Annotated in this window: 11 protein-coding genes; 8 read left to right on the forward strand and 3 right to left on the reverse strand. The window is 66.2% G+C overall.

Going from position 1 to position 15,455, the window contains the following annotated elements; translation table 11 throughout:
- The first annotated feature begins 102 nt into the window (after window positions 1-102).
- Window positions 103-369, forward strand: a complete 267-nt coding sequence (locus ACVUH9_RS00685; RefSeq protein WP_475752931.1) for a hypothetical protein — start codon at window positions 103-105, stop codon at window positions 367-369.
- Window positions 370-1,171: 802 nt separating this feature from the next.
- Here the strand turns inward: ACVUH9_RS00685 and ACVUH9_RS00690 are convergent.
- Window positions 1,172-1,456 (reverse strand): hypothetical protein, encoded by a 285-nt coding sequence (locus ACVUH9_RS00690; RefSeq protein WP_475752933.1) that lies wholly within the window; start codon window positions 1,454-1,456, stop codon window positions 1,172-1,174.
- A gap of 22 nt (window positions 1,457-1,478) precedes the next feature.
- Between ACVUH9_RS00690 and ACVUH9_RS00695 the strand changes: the two genes are divergently transcribed.
- From ACVUH9_RS00695 to ACVUH9_RS00710, 4 genes are all read left to right on the forward strand, one after another.
- Complete coding sequence (locus tag ACVUH9_RS00695) at window positions 1,479-4,919, forward strand: DNA polymerase III subunit alpha (RefSeq protein WP_475752935.1); 3,441 nt, start codon at window positions 1,479-1,481, stop codon at window positions 4,917-4,919.
- A 40-nt stretch (window positions 4,920-4,959) separates the two neighbouring features.
- Complete coding sequence (locus tag ACVUH9_RS00700) at window positions 4,960-5,604, forward strand: hypothetical protein (protein ID WP_475752937.1); 645 nt, start codon at window positions 4,960-4,962, stop codon at window positions 5,602-5,604.
- Between the two features lie 124 nt (window positions 5,605-5,728).
- Entirely contained in the window at window positions 5,729-7,666 is a 1,938-nt protein-coding gene (locus ACVUH9_RS00705; RefSeq protein ID WP_475752939.1) for a hypothetical protein, read from the forward strand.
- A 161-nt stretch (window positions 7,667-7,827) separates the two neighbouring features.
- Entirely contained in the window at window positions 7,828-8,199 is a 372-nt protein-coding gene (locus ACVUH9_RS00710; RefSeq protein ID WP_475752940.1) for a hypothetical protein, read from the forward strand.
- Window positions 8,200-8,223: 24 nt separating this feature from the next.
- On the opposite strand, the gene ACVUH9_RS00715 is transcribed toward ACVUH9_RS00710, so the two are convergent.
- On the reverse strand, window positions 8,224-8,637 hold the full coding sequence (locus ACVUH9_RS00715; protein ID WP_475752942.1) for a hypothetical protein: 414 nt from the start codon (window positions 8,635-8,637) through the stop codon (window positions 8,224-8,226).
- A gap of 490 nt (window positions 8,638-9,127) precedes the next feature.
- Window positions 9,128-10,060, reverse strand: a complete 933-nt coding sequence (locus ACVUH9_RS00720; RefSeq protein ID WP_475752944.1) for a hypothetical protein — start codon at window positions 10,058-10,060, stop codon at window positions 9,128-9,130.
- 70 nt (window positions 10,061-10,130) lie between these two features.
- Here ACVUH9_RS00720 and ACVUH9_RS00725 point away from each other — a divergent pair, with 70 nt between their 5' ends.
- From ACVUH9_RS00725 to ACVUH9_RS00735, 3 genes are all read left to right on the forward strand, one after another.
- The gene (locus ACVUH9_RS00725) at window positions 10,131-11,663 is read left to right on the forward strand and encodes a hypothetical protein (protein ID WP_475752946.1); all 1,533 of its coding nucleotides are present in this window, start codon (window positions 10,131-10,133) and stop codon (window positions 11,661-11,663) included.
- Window positions 11,664-12,038: 375 nt separating this feature from the next.
- Window positions 12,039-13,370, forward strand: a complete 1,332-nt coding sequence (locus ACVUH9_RS00730; RefSeq protein WP_475752948.1) for a serine/threonine-protein kinase — start codon at window positions 12,039-12,041, stop codon at window positions 13,368-13,370.
- Window positions 13,371-13,403: 33 nt separating this feature from the next.
- Window positions 13,404-15,014, forward strand: coding sequence for a hypothetical protein (locus tag ACVUH9_RS00735; RefSeq protein ID WP_475752951.1), 1,611 nt, complete (start codon window positions 13,404-13,406; stop codon window positions 15,012-15,014).
- The last annotated feature ends 441 nt before the right edge of the window (window positions 15,015-15,455 follow it).

The following is a 15,455-nucleotide window of genomic DNA, read 5'->3' on the forward strand; positions in this document are numbered from 1 at the left end:
CCAAAACGGACACGAAGACGACGTCCGCAATTCTGCTATTCGTTCTATTGTGTCGCCATGCCCAGACGCACCGTCCGGGGCGTGCAGATGAGGAGGATCGACATGCACGATGAGACGTTCCAGCAATCGCCAGACGACGAGGTCAATTTGCTACAGAGCGCCATTTTGTTCTTGCTCGCCGACGAGTACCCGGCCCAGCTTGCGGTCGACGAGATCGTCCGCGAAATGGGGGCCAGCTCAGATCCCGAAGCGACGAAGAACGCAGTCTCCAAGCTCGAAAGGGCCGGCATCCTGATGCGCCATCGCGACGCCGTCTGGGTCGCGCGCCCCGCCATCGGCGCCCTCCGCGTAGCCGACTGCATCGCGTAGTCCCACGCAAAATACGTCGCCCCGAAACCCACGGCCCCGGGCCAACGATGCGTGTGTTTCATGCCTCCCCCCCCCCGCCCCATCAGAGGACGAGAGAGGACTGGGCAGTCAACAACCTGATGGCCGCATTGCGCATCGTCCCGGGTGCGCACTGGTCCTTGAAGGCGACTCTCGCCGCGGTCCTGATTGGCCTCCCGCCGCGCCACCGACCCACTGATCCCCGCCCTACGACGAAACGCGCACCGGGGCCCGGGTTGCTCGCCAACCGTCGCTCGATACAGCCGCCCCCTAATACCGACCGCTACTTCAGGCGCCCTGCTCGCGGGCAACACCTACGCGAAGTCGTTCGACCCGTCTACGCCCAAGGCGGACCGGCCCGTGTCCGTGACCGTCACGTCCAGCGGGAGTGCCGAATCCAAGACGGCGAAGCTCGCGGGCTTTGCCGCAGACGGCACCCGCCGTAGCGCTCATCCTGGTGGCCCCAATGCTGGGGCCACCAGGGTTAAACGACGGGCGACGCTGCCGTCTTGCCTCGATCCAACCTGAACTGCCGGGCACTCGATCGGGGCTTCCCGTTGCCGCTGGGACGCCGCAGACGCGCGTGCAGCGTCGTGCGCAACGTCCACGTGACACGGACGGAGATCTGCGCGTTTTGAGGGGCGGACCGACCGGTCGTCTCTCCGCATGTGCGCTGCGCTACCTGAGCGGCCCGCCCACACTGGATACCCACTGACCCTCTGAATCTCGCCCCCCGATCGAGACCACTGGTTCAGACAACGTCGGCTTGCGACTCCCCGTTGGCCTACCAGCGGGCGGCGCTGTCGTGGATGAACCCGAGATTGTCGCGGTTCCAGTTCAACCAGTCGAGCAGCTGGAGCCGGAGATCATGCGTCGTACGGATGTAACCGGCCGGGGCCGCGATCGTGTCGACGATCGGCGCTCCCGCACCGCCCGCGTGGCTCGCGACGCGATCACCGGCCGCCAGTGACGCTGCCCAGCGATGACCGCTGCGTAGTTCCTCGGCGACCTCGGGAGCGATGTCGACGCCTTCGAGCGGGAGCGGTTCGGGCGCCGGCATACGCGACATCGCAGCGCGAATATGCGAACGTATGTTCGTGTCGTTGTACGTCGAACTTCATAGCCATTCGGCCTATTCCTTCCTCGACGGCGCGTCGCTGCCGGAGGAACTGGTGCTCGCCGCCACGCGGCTCGGATACGACGCGATGGCACTGACCGACCACGACAGCGTCAGCGGGTCGATGGAGTTCGCCCAGGCCGCTCGCTCCAGTGGCCTTCGTGCCATTCACGGGGCTGAGGTCACGGTCGTCGCTGGGCCGCGGCCTCCGGCCGGCCGGGATCCCGGTCCGGACGTTACGCGGCACCTGACGTTGCTGGTCCAGAACGCTCGCGGCTGGAAGAGCCTCTGCCGGCTCCTGACCCGCGCGCACGAGCACACGCGTGAGCATCGGCAGCGTCAGCGGACGCAGCCGTGGGTGACGATTGCCGACGTCTGCCACCACCACGAGGGCCTGGTCTGTCTCAGCGGCTGCGCTGATCATGGTGTCCGCGATGAGCCGACGCTGCGGATCCTGCGCGATGCGTTCGGTCGCGACGACCTCTACGTCGAGCTGCAGCGCCAGTACCTGCGCGGTGATCGAGACCGCGTGCGGATTCAGAGGCAGCTCGCTCGCCGGCTCGGACTGAAGTGCGTGGCTACCGGCAACGTCCATGCGCACTCGCGAGCGCGCGCCCGGCTACAGGATGCGTTCGTTGCCATCCGTCACCACACGCCCCTCGACGCTTCCGAGCCGATCCGCCGCGGCAACCACAGCCACGTCCTGGCCTCGCCGCATTCGATGTTCTCGCGCCAGGTCGACCAGCCCGATGCGGTCGCCGAGTCCGTGCGCTTGGCAGACCGCTTGCGGTTCGATCTCACCGAGCAGTTGCCCTACAGCTACCCCGGGCTTGAGAACGCGAAGGCCGGCGCCCAGCTGACCGCCGTTTGTCGTGCCGCGTTCGATGGCCGCTACCCGGTCGGGCACCGATTCCGGCGCCCCGCCGAGGCGCGATTGGACGAAGAGCTCCGTCTGATCGGCAAACTCGGGCTCGACGGCTTCTTCCTCTTGCACCACGAGATCCTGGAGCTGGCCCGCGAAGTCGCCGTCGGGGTGCGTGGCGGCTCGGCGGCTCGATCAGTGCTGCCGCCCGGACGCGGCCGAGGGTCATCGGTGTCCTCGATCGTCTGCTACTTGACGGGTCTCTCGCACGTGGACCCGATCGAGTCCGGACTGTCACTCGGCCGGTTCTTGCACGAAGACATCAGCGGGGTGCCCGACATCGACTTGGACTTTCCGCGCGACGTCCGAGCGGAGCTGATCGTGCAGGTCCACGAGCGCTACGGCACCGACCGCGCCGCCCTCGTCGCCGCCTTCCCGACCTATCGCTCCCGCGGAGCGATTCGCGAGCTCGGAGCCGCGCTCGGCCTGCCCGCCGCCGAGCTCGAGCGCGTCGCACGCGGCTCCGAGGGCTGGTCGGCGATGAACGTCGCCGAGGACATCGCCACCGCCCAGGTCACCCCACACCACGGACCCAGGCTGCGCGGTACCGACGAGAACGCGCCGCGCGACCGGTGGGAATGGCTGGCTCACCTGTCCAACGAGGCCCACGGCCTGCCGCGCCATCTCTCGCAGCATCCGGGCGGGATGATCATCGCGACCCGACCGCTGATCGACTGCTGCCCCGCCGTACCCGCCGCGATGGCAGGCCGGCAGATGGTGATGTGGGACAAAGACAGCTGCTCAGACGGCGGATTTCTCAAGATCGATCTCTTGGGTCTCGGGATGCTCTCCTGCGTCGAGCGCAGCGTCGAGCTGATCTCCAAGCGCCACCCTGAACAGAACCCTCTGGATCTCTCGCGGATCCCGCTGGACGATCCCCAGACGTTCGGTGCGATCCAGCGCGCGGAGACCACCGGCGTCTTCCAGATCGAGAGTCGCGCGCAGATGGGGTCGCTGTTGCGTACCCGCCCGGCGACGCTCGACGAGCTGGCCATCCAGGTCGCGATCGTCCGGCCCGGCCCGATCCAAGGCGGCGCGATCGACCCCTACATCGACCGCCTCCAACGCCTCCGCGCAGACCCGAACTTCCAGATCACCTACCTCCACCACTCCCTCGAACCCGCACTCCGCGAAACGCTCGGGACGCTGATCTTCCAAGACCAGGTCATCGAGGTCGCCCAAGCCTTCTCCGGGTTCACCGCCGGCGAGGCCGAGGGGCTACGACGCGCGATGAGTCGCAAGCGTTCCGCCGAGGCGATCGAGGCCCACCACCAGCAGTTCGTCGACGGCGCCCGAAAGACGCACCGAGACGTCACGCCCGAGACCGCCGAGCAGGTCTGGGACATGGTCCGCGGGTTCGCCGGCTTCGGCTTCCCCAAAGCCCACGCCGCCGCCTTCGGACTGCTGGCCTACCAGTCGACCTGGTTGCGGGTGCACCATCCCGTCGAGTTCTGCGTCTCGCTGCTCAACGAGCAGCCGATGGGGTTCTACCCGCCCGATGCGCTGATCCACGACGCCCAACGCCGCGGAATCACCGTCCTACCCCCGGATGTGCGCACCAGCGATACCGACTGCACGATCACCGACGACGGAGCGATCCAGATCGGGCTCGGATACGTCAAGGGCGTCCAAGCCGACGAGACCGATGCGCTAGTTGCCGAACGCGACGCACACGGCCCGTGGGAGTCGTTGGGGAACCTCGCGACCCGTCTGGGGCTCAGCGTCCCGTCGCTGGAGCGCCTGGCCTGGGCGGGCGCCTGCGACGAGCTCGCCGGCCAAGACGGCGTTCCGGTCCCTCGTCGACGACGCGCCGCGCTCTGGCAGGTCGGGCTCCTCACGCCCGGCCACAACGTCAAGGCCGGCACGCAGCTCGCGCTAGAGCTGACCCCCGGCGCCCATGCAACGCCGGATCTCAAGGACTCCTCGGCGTGGGATCGCATGATCGCTGACTACGCTGCCACCGGCCTGACCACCGGGCCCCACCCCCTCGCGCTCCTGCGGCCGCAACTCGCGACCTCACGCGTCCTGCCGAGCGACCAGCTCCCGCGGACCCGACACGGCTCAACAGTCCGGGTTGCCGGACTGGTACTCGCCAGGCAGCGACCTGCCAGTGCCAGGGGCGTCACGTTCTTGTTGTTGGAGGACGAAGAGGGCACCGTTAACCTCGTCGTCCCGCCCGCCGTCTACCTCCGCGATCGCCTCGTGGTCCGAACCGAACCGCTGGTCGCCGCGGAAGGGCGCCTCGAACGACACGCAGCCGGAGGTGGACAGATCAACATCGTCGTGCGCCGCGTCCGAGCCCTCGACGATGTCCTCGCGTCCGCCAACACCCCGGCGCGGCGGCTACACGAGCTTTCGCCCGAGCAACTGGAGAGGTGGCGCCAGCGGGAGGGAGGGCAGCTTCGCCCGACCGCCGACGGCACCCCAGTACCGCAGCAGTTCCGAAACCCGCCCAGCGTCCAGCACTTCGGGCAGGGCCGAAGAGGGAGATGACCCAGCGCCACGCCGCTGCCCCGCCCGCTACGCTGCCGCGGTGCTTCGCCCCGCCCGAGCCCTAGTCAGCCTCTGCCTGCTCGGCCTCTTCGCACTGTCGTTGACCCTAGGAGGCGCCCCGGTTGGCGTCGAGCGAGCAGTCGCTGCTACCTGCTCGGACTACGCCAACCAGGCGGCAGCCCAAGCAGCCAAAGACACCCGAGACAGCGACGGTGACGGGATCTACTGCGAGGGACTGTCCTGCCCCTGCGCGGGCCCGTCGGACACCGGCTCGAGCCCATCGAAAGACTCGCCCGAGCCCTCCAAGCCTGTACCGACACCTCAGCGCACCGAGGCAGACCCAAAGAACTGCGTTGTAGTTCGCAAGACCGTTTCAGTCGGACTCTCCCGAACGAAGTACCCGGCCGTCCGAGACCACTGGGAACGGGCAATCAAGAAGGGCTGGCCGCGCATCCTGACGATCCACCGCAAGGGCGCTGCCCAGCGCCGAGCCAAGTTGCTCGCCGGCATGCCGACCCGCACGGGCAAAGATCGCGACGAGTATCCGATGGCGATGGCCCGAACCAGCGTGAAAGCGGACGTCGAGTACGTTGACTCCAGCCAGAATCGCGGCGCCGGCTCAGCGCAGGGCATCAAGCTTCGGCGCTACTGCAGCGGCCAGCGATTCAAGATCGTCTGGTACTAGCGACCCCGGCCCGGTCGTTGCAATCCGCCGCTAGCCGCTGAGCGACCGACTCGACTTATCGGCAGGCTGCGGGTCTCCTAGCGCTACGCGCCGGGCCAGCCGGCCCGGCGGCTAGGCTGCGCCGATGTTCGTGACGAACAAGGAGCCGATGTCCTCCCGCATGTCCGCTTGGCACTCAGCCTTGCAAGGTCAGCTAGCGGCTGGCGGTGCAGGCGCTTCGTTGCTCACGTTGGGACCGCGGACAGTTCTTGAGGAGATAGGGAACACGTGTGAGGCGATTTTGGCGGGGCACGGCGCAACGAACGAGGATGACCGCGCCTCGCTCGCCAACGATGCGTATGACATGTGCAGGGGTCTTGGACCCTCGACCGTGAAGGCGATTGGCGCTGCTCTGAATAGCTTTCGAGGTGCGGTGGGGCCAAAGCAGCTGTCGACGGGCACTGGCTCGAGGGCCGTGAGCCTTGCTGCGCAGGTGCTGACCGAGCGGCTCTGTGAGCCGGAGGTCGCGGCGGCGGCGTGGGATGACGTTGTTCAAGCCTTTGAGGACGCTGCGGTTGATGCAGAGCTCGGCGAGCACCGCATCATGGTGTTGCGGGAACTCTGTGAACTCCGGGGCCATGTCTGGTCCGACTTCGGAGGTTTGGCAGAGCTTCTATCCGGCCTGCTGAACGACTCCAGTACGTCGGCCGCTCATGCCGGCGCGATCGACGCAGCTGATACTTGCGACCCCAGGTCTCCGGCGGGCTTTTCAGAGTCGCGTCGTCGGGCCATCTGTCGTGAGGCGGTCGCTGCCGACGCCGAACGAGGTGACGTCGTCGTGTGGCTCTTGTTCGCTCACGCATGGGTCGACTTCTGGCAGCCGCTCGGACCGGTTCAGCTCTTCAACGTGGGCTTGGTGCCTGAAGGTGCTGGGGCCGGAGGACCGCTGGAGCAAATCGAGGGGTACGTGCCTCCGCGCGAACTCGCCGACTGGGAGGAGGCCTCGACGTGGCTTGGTCATCTCGAGTTGCCGGACGACGTTCAGGGCGTGCTCGTGCGTGTGTCGCTGACCGACACGGCCGTTGGGCAGGCGCCCGCCCGCGCCCGGGACCTCCTGGAGGGCCTGATTGAGGTCGCCGAGGACCACTCGGGCTGGGTTCTTTGCTCGGGCGAGTCCGTGTACCGCGACAAGGCGGGGTGGTACGGCTCGCGCCTTCGGTTCGACCTTCACCCGGAGGCCGTACGGAGAGGCTCGCAGCACCCGGCGTTCGACAGCACTCCGGCGAAGTTGCGCCACATCGGCACGGCGTTTACCGAGCGGCTTGCGTCCGGTGACGCGTTGGCGGCTGCCGCAGTTGAGGATGCCCGTTGGGTTGTGGCGGTCTCGCGTATCCCTCGTGCGGAGCAGAGAGTGGCGTTGGGCACCAGGGCTCTGGAGCGCACGCTGAGCGTTGTGCAGGTCAAGGGTGAGGCCTGGCCCGAGGTGACAGAGCGCTACCTGCTGGCTCCGTGGTTGCGGCTGCAGCGGCTCCGGTGGGCTCAAGCGATGTGCCTGAATGCGCGGACGGGGGTGTGGAAGACGCATGGCCGTTCGGGGCCGTTCGCCAAGATGGTCGAGGACCTGGTGTGGCCGCGCGACGAGAAGGACTCCTCAGTGAGTTACTGGTCTGCCACGGGCCTCACCCGGCTGGAGCTGTACTTTGGCCCGTTGGCCACGAGCATCGCTGTAGAGCGTCCAGAACACCGTTTGGTGCGGGAGGCCATCACGGTGCTCCGCGAGCCGAAGGCCGCAACAGCTTGGTTGGACGAGCAGGGAAGGCTCTTCGTCCGGCTCCTGGAGCGTGCGGAGAGGTGTCGCAACGCGGTGATTCATGGGCAGCAGCCGAGTCTTGGGTCGCTTGGGACCGTCGACGGGTTCGTTCGCGACCTGGGGCGCCTGGTGGCGCAGGAAAGCATGCGTAGCGCTCAGACCGAACAGGTGCCCCTTGTCGAATTGGAGCGCTGGCGCAACGAGTTGGCGGACCAGCGGTCGCGCTTCGAAGCAGGTGAGCGTCCCCTCGACGTCTGGTTCGCCGACGAATAGCGAACCGGCCGAGCCGGCGGGCGGTGCGTCGCCGCTTCAGAACGCAGCGGGCCGTCAGCCGCCGAGCAGTTGGCCTCCCAGCGCAATCACGGCGGATGCCACGCCGATGGTCAGTTCGACATGTACCCCGATCCGTCGGGGACATCGAGGACACTTGCGGTGTGGAGACGATCGCGTTGTATGCGGGGCTTCTGGTCGCGTTGGCGACCCTCGCCATATGGGCGGTCTGGGTTTGGCGTCGCCGACCGGATTGGATGCGGCGACGGCGCTCCGATCGGCAGCTGGCCGAGTTCGTAGCGCCAGACAAACCGCCGATCTACCTTGAGACCTACGTGCAGGAAAGCGACGGTCGGGTCATCGTTCGCGGCGTCGGTGGTCGCTGGGGTAGCGCGCCGCCCAGCCTGTTGCAGCGAACGGGGTGGACCCTCGCCGCGCCGTACGAGGGGTACCGGTTCAACCGAGTCTGCCCCGACTTCGGACAGTCCACCGTGGCGATGCCCGACCCGGGCTTCATCACCGCCGCGATGCGGTGACCCCGGCAGGGCATCCATTTCCCGTCACTCGCGTGCGCCGTCAGACTTGACGTGTTGAGCGGCCCACTTCTGTGACGTGTTGGGCGGCCCACTTCTCGAAGGTCCGGCGGGAATCTCGCTCGATGGGCTCAATGCGAAGCAACGGGTCGTTCGTTTCGGCCGCAGGTATGCCCGAAGCGCGTCGATCAGGCGATCGTGAATGTGGTTGAGCTGGGGATGGCCGTCGTGCTCCCACAGCTCATCGGGGATACCGTCTCCGTCGCCGTGCATGATCGCGTTGCGCAGCAAGTTAAGTCGCGCGAGCCAGAACCCGTTGTCGCTGAGCGGCTTACCTTCCTTCCCGCATTGTTCCTCGGTGTAGATGGTCTTCGGCGGGTCAGATTCGCTGACGAGGTGACAGTAGGCGTCTGCCAGCTTGCCGATCCTGCCTTCGTCCACCAAGACCTCTAGGGCCGCGCGTGTCGCGCCGACCCGGATTTTCGAGCGTCACGGCCTCGGCGTTGCTCAGAGCGAGGCGGTACCAGTCCAGCACCACGGCCAGGCGGTTTGCAGCCTTCCCCTCGGCGCCGAGGGCAACGAACGCCGCTTCGGCGAGCTCGACGTCAAAGGAGGCGAACGCGGGCTTGGCGAGTTCGACGGGAGCCGGAACGAGCGGCAGCGGTCTGTCGCTGCGTCCGAGGTGCCAGGCAGTCGCACGTACGAGCTTCCCATTCTCGGTGACGAACGAGTTACCGTCATCACCATCTACTGCAGCGGGCATCCCATCGGGCGGCCCCTGGCCCCTGAAGGAAGGCGATCGGCTTCTAAGCGGGCCGATAGCCGAACCGCTCGGTCGAACGGCCCTGAACCCAACCGGAGTATCGCGAGACCGCCACTCCCACCGATCGAACGGTTCTCCTCGAAGCTATGTCCCCGTGTTCGCGCCGTTCTACCGGCTCTCAGAATCAGCGCCGTTGAGCCATTCGCCGGAGCGCTCAAATTGTAGCTCCCGAGCCGCGCTTGTCGCCAACATCAACCCCCGGATTGCGTTAGGACGGGTGAAGGTTGCCGCGACAACGCCGTGCACGCTCGCGTGTCGATTAAAGCCCGGAAGACGCCGCCTGGTGTTCTGGACGGCGGTGCTAAGGCTGCATCGAACCGCGGTCGCGCGGAGTCGGGTGAGTTGCCAGGTTTCCGGGTGAGAGTCACGCAACGGAGCAAGTTCCTTGCAGAACTGTTCGAAGCGATTGAATCCGTACCGGGCGTTGATTATCTCGCTGACGCAGGCCGCCGCTGTGGTCTGCGCGGGTGTGACCAGGCCAGCTTCCCAAGCATCCCAGCCGGCGAGAACCGCTGCTCGCAGGTCGGCTAGTTCCGGATGGGTGATGGCCGCTACGACTTCTCGCGCTGACTCGACGATCTCGTCGGAGTGGGCGAGGAGCACAGCGTCCCGTGCCTCATGGTCGCTGGCGGCGATGAGCGCCTTGACGACCGCGCCCGGCGGCACCCAGGCCAGGGGCACACCGTCGTCGGCGGCCATCAGCTTGAGCGCCGCGGTCCATTCCTGCTCGTCGAGATCCATCCAGTTCTCGACCCGCCCGCTGGCAGCCGCGTACTGCACCGCGGCCATGATTTCGATCACCCTGTCGCCGTTGGCGTCGAGCCAATCACGCGCAGGTTGCACGGCCGCTTGAACGCCGTCCGCCCACTTGTCGAGGCGCTCAACGGTGGGACGCGTCGCGATCTCCAGGTCCGCCACCCACTGCTGCGCCTGTTGGATCATCGGCCGTATTGGCCGCAAAGAGGCGCCAAACGCCTCCGCCTGCCGCATCACGCTAGGGAGAAGGCTCTCCGGTGGTTCACCCGCAGGACGCTCGCTCATCGCCATCACCATAGTCGGCGCCGTACGCTGGACGCTTCCTTACCCAGGAGACAGGCCGTAGGCTAGCGCCATGCCGACCGGGCCCCGAGAGCTTGTCGACGCCCTCCTCCTTGAGAACTGGGGTCAAAGTTTCCAGCCCTTCACCGACCGCGATAGGCGTTGCCTCGACGCCTTCAATGATCTGTGCTGGAAGCTTGCTACCCGCACGTTCTTCACGCAGCCCTCCGGCCTCCACTTCGGGAGCTACACCATCATGCGCGGCGCCAACGAGGAGGCCATGGAGGTTGCCGGAGTAGTCCTTCGGCGCGTGTTGCTCGCCGGAGAAGCCACCAACCACGACACGGTCGTCGAAATTTTGAGGCGTCGTGTCCGCCCCGGTCCGAGCGCGGCCCGCACCCATGCTCTGCTTGAGGAGCTGCAACGCCGCTTCAACTCCGCTCAAGCCGAGCCTCTGATGCACCGCGTCGACCAGGCTGACCTCGACGCGGGTCGATTCCCCGAGCCTGTCGAGACCTTCGACGCAGCTCGAGTCCTGGACGACTGGTTGCACGGCACCGTCGTCAGCGGCGACGCTATCAAGCGCGCCAACGTCGAACGGTGGTCAGGAATCACCTACGAGTGGTCCGTCGCAAAGGCGCTGCGCAGCCTCGGTGGAGCAGTCCTCGAGACACATGTGGTTGTCCGCGGGGCCCTCGGCGTCCTCGACGTAGATCGTCGCTCAGCCCTCTACTCCGCGGAAACCACTCCGATAGTCCTTGGCAGCCCAACACGGGCCGGTGCCGCCAAGCCGTACGTCCTCGATCGACCCGCTGAGATCTACCGTCCATTCACCAGGGAAGAGACGACGCGCCTTCGTGCCTATGCTGCCAATGTCCGCCGCCTGGGCCACATGCGCTTCTTTGAGCAGGCGCCGAAGGCCGCCAAGCTGGCGCTCGGCGGACGGCGCTCTCACCAAGAGATGCGGGAGCCGGACGACGAAGCTGTCCGGGCGGCCATCACGCAGTTCCGCCAGGTCTACAACCCCAATGAGCCCACCAGCTATAGGCCGACCTTCAATCTCCTCAAGCGGAGCGTTCACGAGCGCGGCGGCCCCCTCGCGGGCGAGGCGATCCAGGAACTCGACGCGCACGTGGATTCCGAACGCAATCGCGTTCGTGCAGGGCTCGGAACCGGCGTGGTTGTCGGCGACAGCGACGAGCAAAGTTCGATCGACGTGCGGCAGCTCTTGGACGCCTATCTCCATGGCCACTACTTGCATTCCGCCAACACGAAGTCCGAACTCGTAGCTCGTTTGGAGGAGGCGGGGCCACTGGGCCGCATGACGCTCTTCTCGACGATGAACGAGCTGCGGGACATCTTCTGGATCGGCGCGAACGTCGTCGATTGTGTGCTAGGTACGCCGGCTCTTCTCGACGCCGACTCCCGGCCTACAGTGACGTGCACTGGCCCCCCACCACCACCCTCGTCGTTCACGCGACCGCCTCCAACGCGCCGGGCACCCGACCGCGCCCAGCGACTACCCCGTCCAGAACCGAGACGGAGGACGGCTCGCCCGCGAGCGGGTCGGGACGATCGTCGGCGAGGCAGCCGCGTTTGCCAGTGAGCAACGCGCCGTCCACTGCCTCCTGGCGCTGCCGAGCATCAGCCCGCATAGCCTCTCTGGCGCACCTATATCTCGATCGCTCTACGCGCCAACCAGTTCGACGTCATGTAGGTCATGAGCTAGGTCGGCCAGGCCGACTCCCGGATGACGATGGACGTCTACGCCCAGTTGGAGCAGCGGGTGGATCGGTCGCATGGGGTGAACTTCGACGGGCCCCTCGTCGCGTCCCTAGAGGGCGGCGTCCAGTGTCAACCACCGGTCGACTCCAAGCCTTGCCCTTAACGCCTGGATCCCGGGCCGACCGTGCAGGTTCTGCCGCCATCGCCACGAACGCGAAGAAACGCTATTGGCTGTAGCTCCCCTACACTCCCGACGATGCCCTGGCGGTTTCTTACGCAGCACCAACCTCTAGGCGAAGGTGGTTTCGGGACGGTCTATCCGTGCCACCTCGTCGAAGACGGCCGAGTAGTCGACGACGACTACGCAGTCAAGATCTGTGCCGTCCCGGACGGGGACGATGCGGAGGAGTGGATCACGCGGTTCCGCAACGGTGGGCAGCTCGGGAAGCGCCTTCGCCATCCGAACATCATGCCCGTGGAAGCCACCGGCAATCGAAAGGACGGCACCCCCTTCATCATCATGCCCCGCGCCAGCGGCGGCAATCTTCAGACCTGGATTCGGCGCGAGAATCCCGAGGAATCCGAACGCATCGATCTGTTCAGGAATGTGCTCGAGGCCGTCGCCTACGCGCACGGCCAGAAGATCTTGCACCGCGATATCAAGCCGCCGAACATCCTCTTGCTCGATGGGGCGCCTGTCGTCAGCGACTTCGACCTAGCTAAGGACATCGGTCCGAACAACGCGGGCCGCGGCATCACCGAGACCTCAGTCGGGCTCGGATCTGAAGGCTACATGGCTCCAGAGCAGTGCACCGACCTCAAACGCGTAGGCGCTCAAGCTGATGTCTATGCCCTCGGGCGCGTGCTCTGGTGGATGCTGACCGATCGCGATCCCGTCCACCTGGCTCCGCTTGATCCACTCCTAGTCCCCGCGCAGTTTCGAGCCTTCATCGAAAAGGCGACCGAGTACCGCCAGGACGATCGTCACAGCTCGGCCACCGAGATGTTGCGGGCCTTCGAATCTCTCCTCGCAGCTCCCTCGGGCAGCCTCAAGAAGATTGCGCAGGACCTGGTCGAACGTTGGAACGCCGACACGGGGTCTCTGGCACGCGCCGGAATCATCAAGGAACTTGACGAGCACTTCCAGCGCCACGCTGATGACTTCGAGCTGCACTACGAGATCGCGCCGTTCTTGCCCCCCGCTCTCCTCCAGACGTGGATGACCGAGCGCGGAGCGGGATTCGTGCAGATGGTCGCCGAGGTGATGCGTGCTTCGGCCGGGAGCCTTCCGTGGGACGACTGCGATGGGTTCGCGCGCTTCTATCTGACGATCTTCCAGATCAGTACCGATTCCGACCTACAGGTCAAGGCGCTCGAAGAGGTGCTTCGCATCGGCGCCACACATAACCGCTACGCCGTGGCTTCGATGTTGCGCTCAACACTGGATGACATCGATTCAAAGGGCGACGCACGCCTCGTGGGCGCGGCCGTCAAGGCACAGCAAGATCACGCTGCCTGGTTTCGCGTTAACGATTCAGTACACCCGATCATCATCAAGGCGTTCGTAGATGCAGGTTCCAAGAACTAGCTGCCCATCCCGGCCAGCCTCCCAGGACAACGCGTGAGCCCGATAGGCGAGCCGGAACTACCCGCTTCGGATCTCCTGGCGCTCGTTCGCCTGCGGCTGTTCTTGGAGCGAGCCGACATCGCCAGCCGCGACCAATCCCTGGTCGGACGGCACGCCGCATTGGTCGCGATCGACGGCGCCTGCGAACTCGCACTCGGTCTCGCAGCGGCACGCCTCGAAGCACCGGATAGGTCCTACAAGAACGTCCCGGAGCTACTCGCGAAGGTTGAGGAGCTCGCGTCGTGGCGCTCGCCTCGCAGGCGTGAGGTCCGGGCACTCCATCGCGCACGGAACGCCGCTCAGCATGAGACCGTGATCCCCGACGCTGGGCACTTGCGTGAATGGGCTAGCGCGGCACTGGAGTTCATTCACGGCCTCATCCGCCAGGTCTTCGCTGTGAGTTTGCGCGACATCACGCACGCCGAGGCCATCGCTGACGACCGTCTTCGCGCGCGCATCGCCGCGGCCGACCGCGCGCTGATGGCGAAGGATCCCACTGCCGCCTTCGAACATGCTGTCGCGGCATTCAGTGACGTCCTGGGGCGGTGGCGCGCGCAGCAGGAGGACGCCTACGGTTCAGGCCTCTACAGCTCGAGCTTTGATCGAGATCCACGCTTGTGGGACGCACACCAGCGAAGCGAGGAGTGGCTCGACGTTGGGGTCTTCGCCGCCGACCTCGGGGAGTACCACTGGTTCGCAGCGACACGTCGCCAGGCCGCCGAAGGGGTGCCCCTGGCCGCGCAGGATGCGCACCGAGCAATGCTCTTTGTCTTTGACTGGATCTGTCGCTGGGAGCCCTTCAACGCTCGCTACCCGCGTGAGCGGTGGCGCGCGCACTACGCCGAGATGAAGCCTCCGACCACAGAGGAAAGCGGAGAGCCGGTCGCCGTCGGCGTGCGAGTCGGGGGTAAGGCTGACATCGCTGGACAGCACCGTACCGAGTTCGTCGTGACGATCGCCAATCTCCCCGAGCAAGGTCGAAGCGATTGGGGCCAGGACATGCAGTACGCGCTAGATGCCGCCAGAGAAGCAACGGGCCACGCGGACCTCCAGATCCAGCCCGGCTCCCAAAGCCTGTCCGGAGACTTCACCTTCTTTGTGGCACCCGGAGCTCCGGCGGACGCGATCGCTGAGGTCGTCCGAGCCGCTCTGATCGAGGCCACCGCTTCTTACCACTGCCGTCGCCTCCCGGACGAGGTTCGAGGACGAGACGTGGAGGCGTTGGTCGCGCCCATTCGCGCCGTATTCGACGAAGATGATTCAGGCTTGTTCGGTGCCGTTAGCGGCGAACACGACCTTCGACCTGGAGGAGAAGTCGTTGTCGTCACGACGCAGGTGCTCGGACCGTCCAACGACGTGGCCGTCGTCGGTAGCGTGTTCCAAGCGCAAGGCGGAGTGCTCGCGTCGCTCAAGTCGGCACCCGCTGCCATACGATTCGATGCTTTCAGGATTGACGATTCGGGCCTTGACCTGCTTCGGTCAGCGATCCGTAAAGCCGTCGACCAAGTCGAGCACGTCCGCCGCGAACGAGCGAGCACGCTAGCCCTTCGAGCCGAACTTGAGCAGGAGCTCAACTCGCTGCTTCTTGGGCGAACAACGGACTAGACGAATCTTCTGTGTACCGCACTCGTTGCCCCACTGGGGCTGACGATCAGCGTGCCGACGGCCGGCCGCGCCTAGCGCTTGCGGCGACACGCGGGCTCCGCTTTCGGCGTCGAAGATGTCACTCGGCGGCTTCCCAAGGCGTCGTCAGCTCCATCAAGATCGCGGCGCGCAGGCGCGCAGGGAATCACGGCAGCGAAGAACCTCCGCCCAGTCCGCCCGCGCTGGGGGCGTGAAGTTCGCTCGTGAGCACCCCGTCCCGCTGCGTGGCTCGATCTCGAGGAACGCGGCAACAGGAGTTCGCGGTGTCCACGGAGCGGTGCACGCTGACCGAGTACCCGACGGCTTCGGCAACAGACGCCTCCATCAGCCCAGGTTGCGCCTACGTCCGTCAGCTCGCCAGCATCCAACGCCGTACTGCCACTGATCTGGATCCGCCGCCGC

It is taken from the genome of Patulibacter ginsengiterrae, from assembly GCF_056269115.1.

Bases quoted from the DNA above. Each gene is read 5' to 3' on its own strand.
- ACVUH9_RS00695 (WP_475752935.1), top strand. From the start codon at position 1,479: ATGTTCGTGTCGTTGTACGTCGAACTTCATAGCCATTCGGCCTATTCC.
- ACVUH9_RS00690 (WP_475752933.1), bottom strand. From the start codon at position 1,456: ATGTCGCGTATGCCGGCGCCCGAACCGCTCCCGCTCGAAGGCGTCGAC.
- ACVUH9_RS00705 (WP_475752939.1), top strand. From the start codon at position 5,729: ATGTTCGTGACGAACAAGGAGCCGATGTCCTCCCGCATGTCCGCTTGG.
- ACVUH9_RS00685 (WP_475752931.1), top strand. From the start codon at position 103: ATGCACGATGAGACGTTCCAGCAATCGCCAGACGACGAGGTCAATTTG.
- ACVUH9_RS00730 (WP_475752948.1), top strand. From the start codon at position 12,039: ATGCCCTGGCGGTTTCTTACGCAGCACCAACCTCTAGGCGAAGGTGGT.
- ACVUH9_RS00720 (WP_475752944.1), bottom strand. From the start codon at position 10,060: ATGAGCGAGCGTCCTGCGGGTGAACCACCGGAGAGCCTTCTCCCTAGC.
- ACVUH9_RS00725 (WP_475752946.1), top strand. From the start codon at position 10,131: ATGCCGACCGGGCCCCGAGAGCTTGTCGACGCCCTCCTCCTTGAGAAC.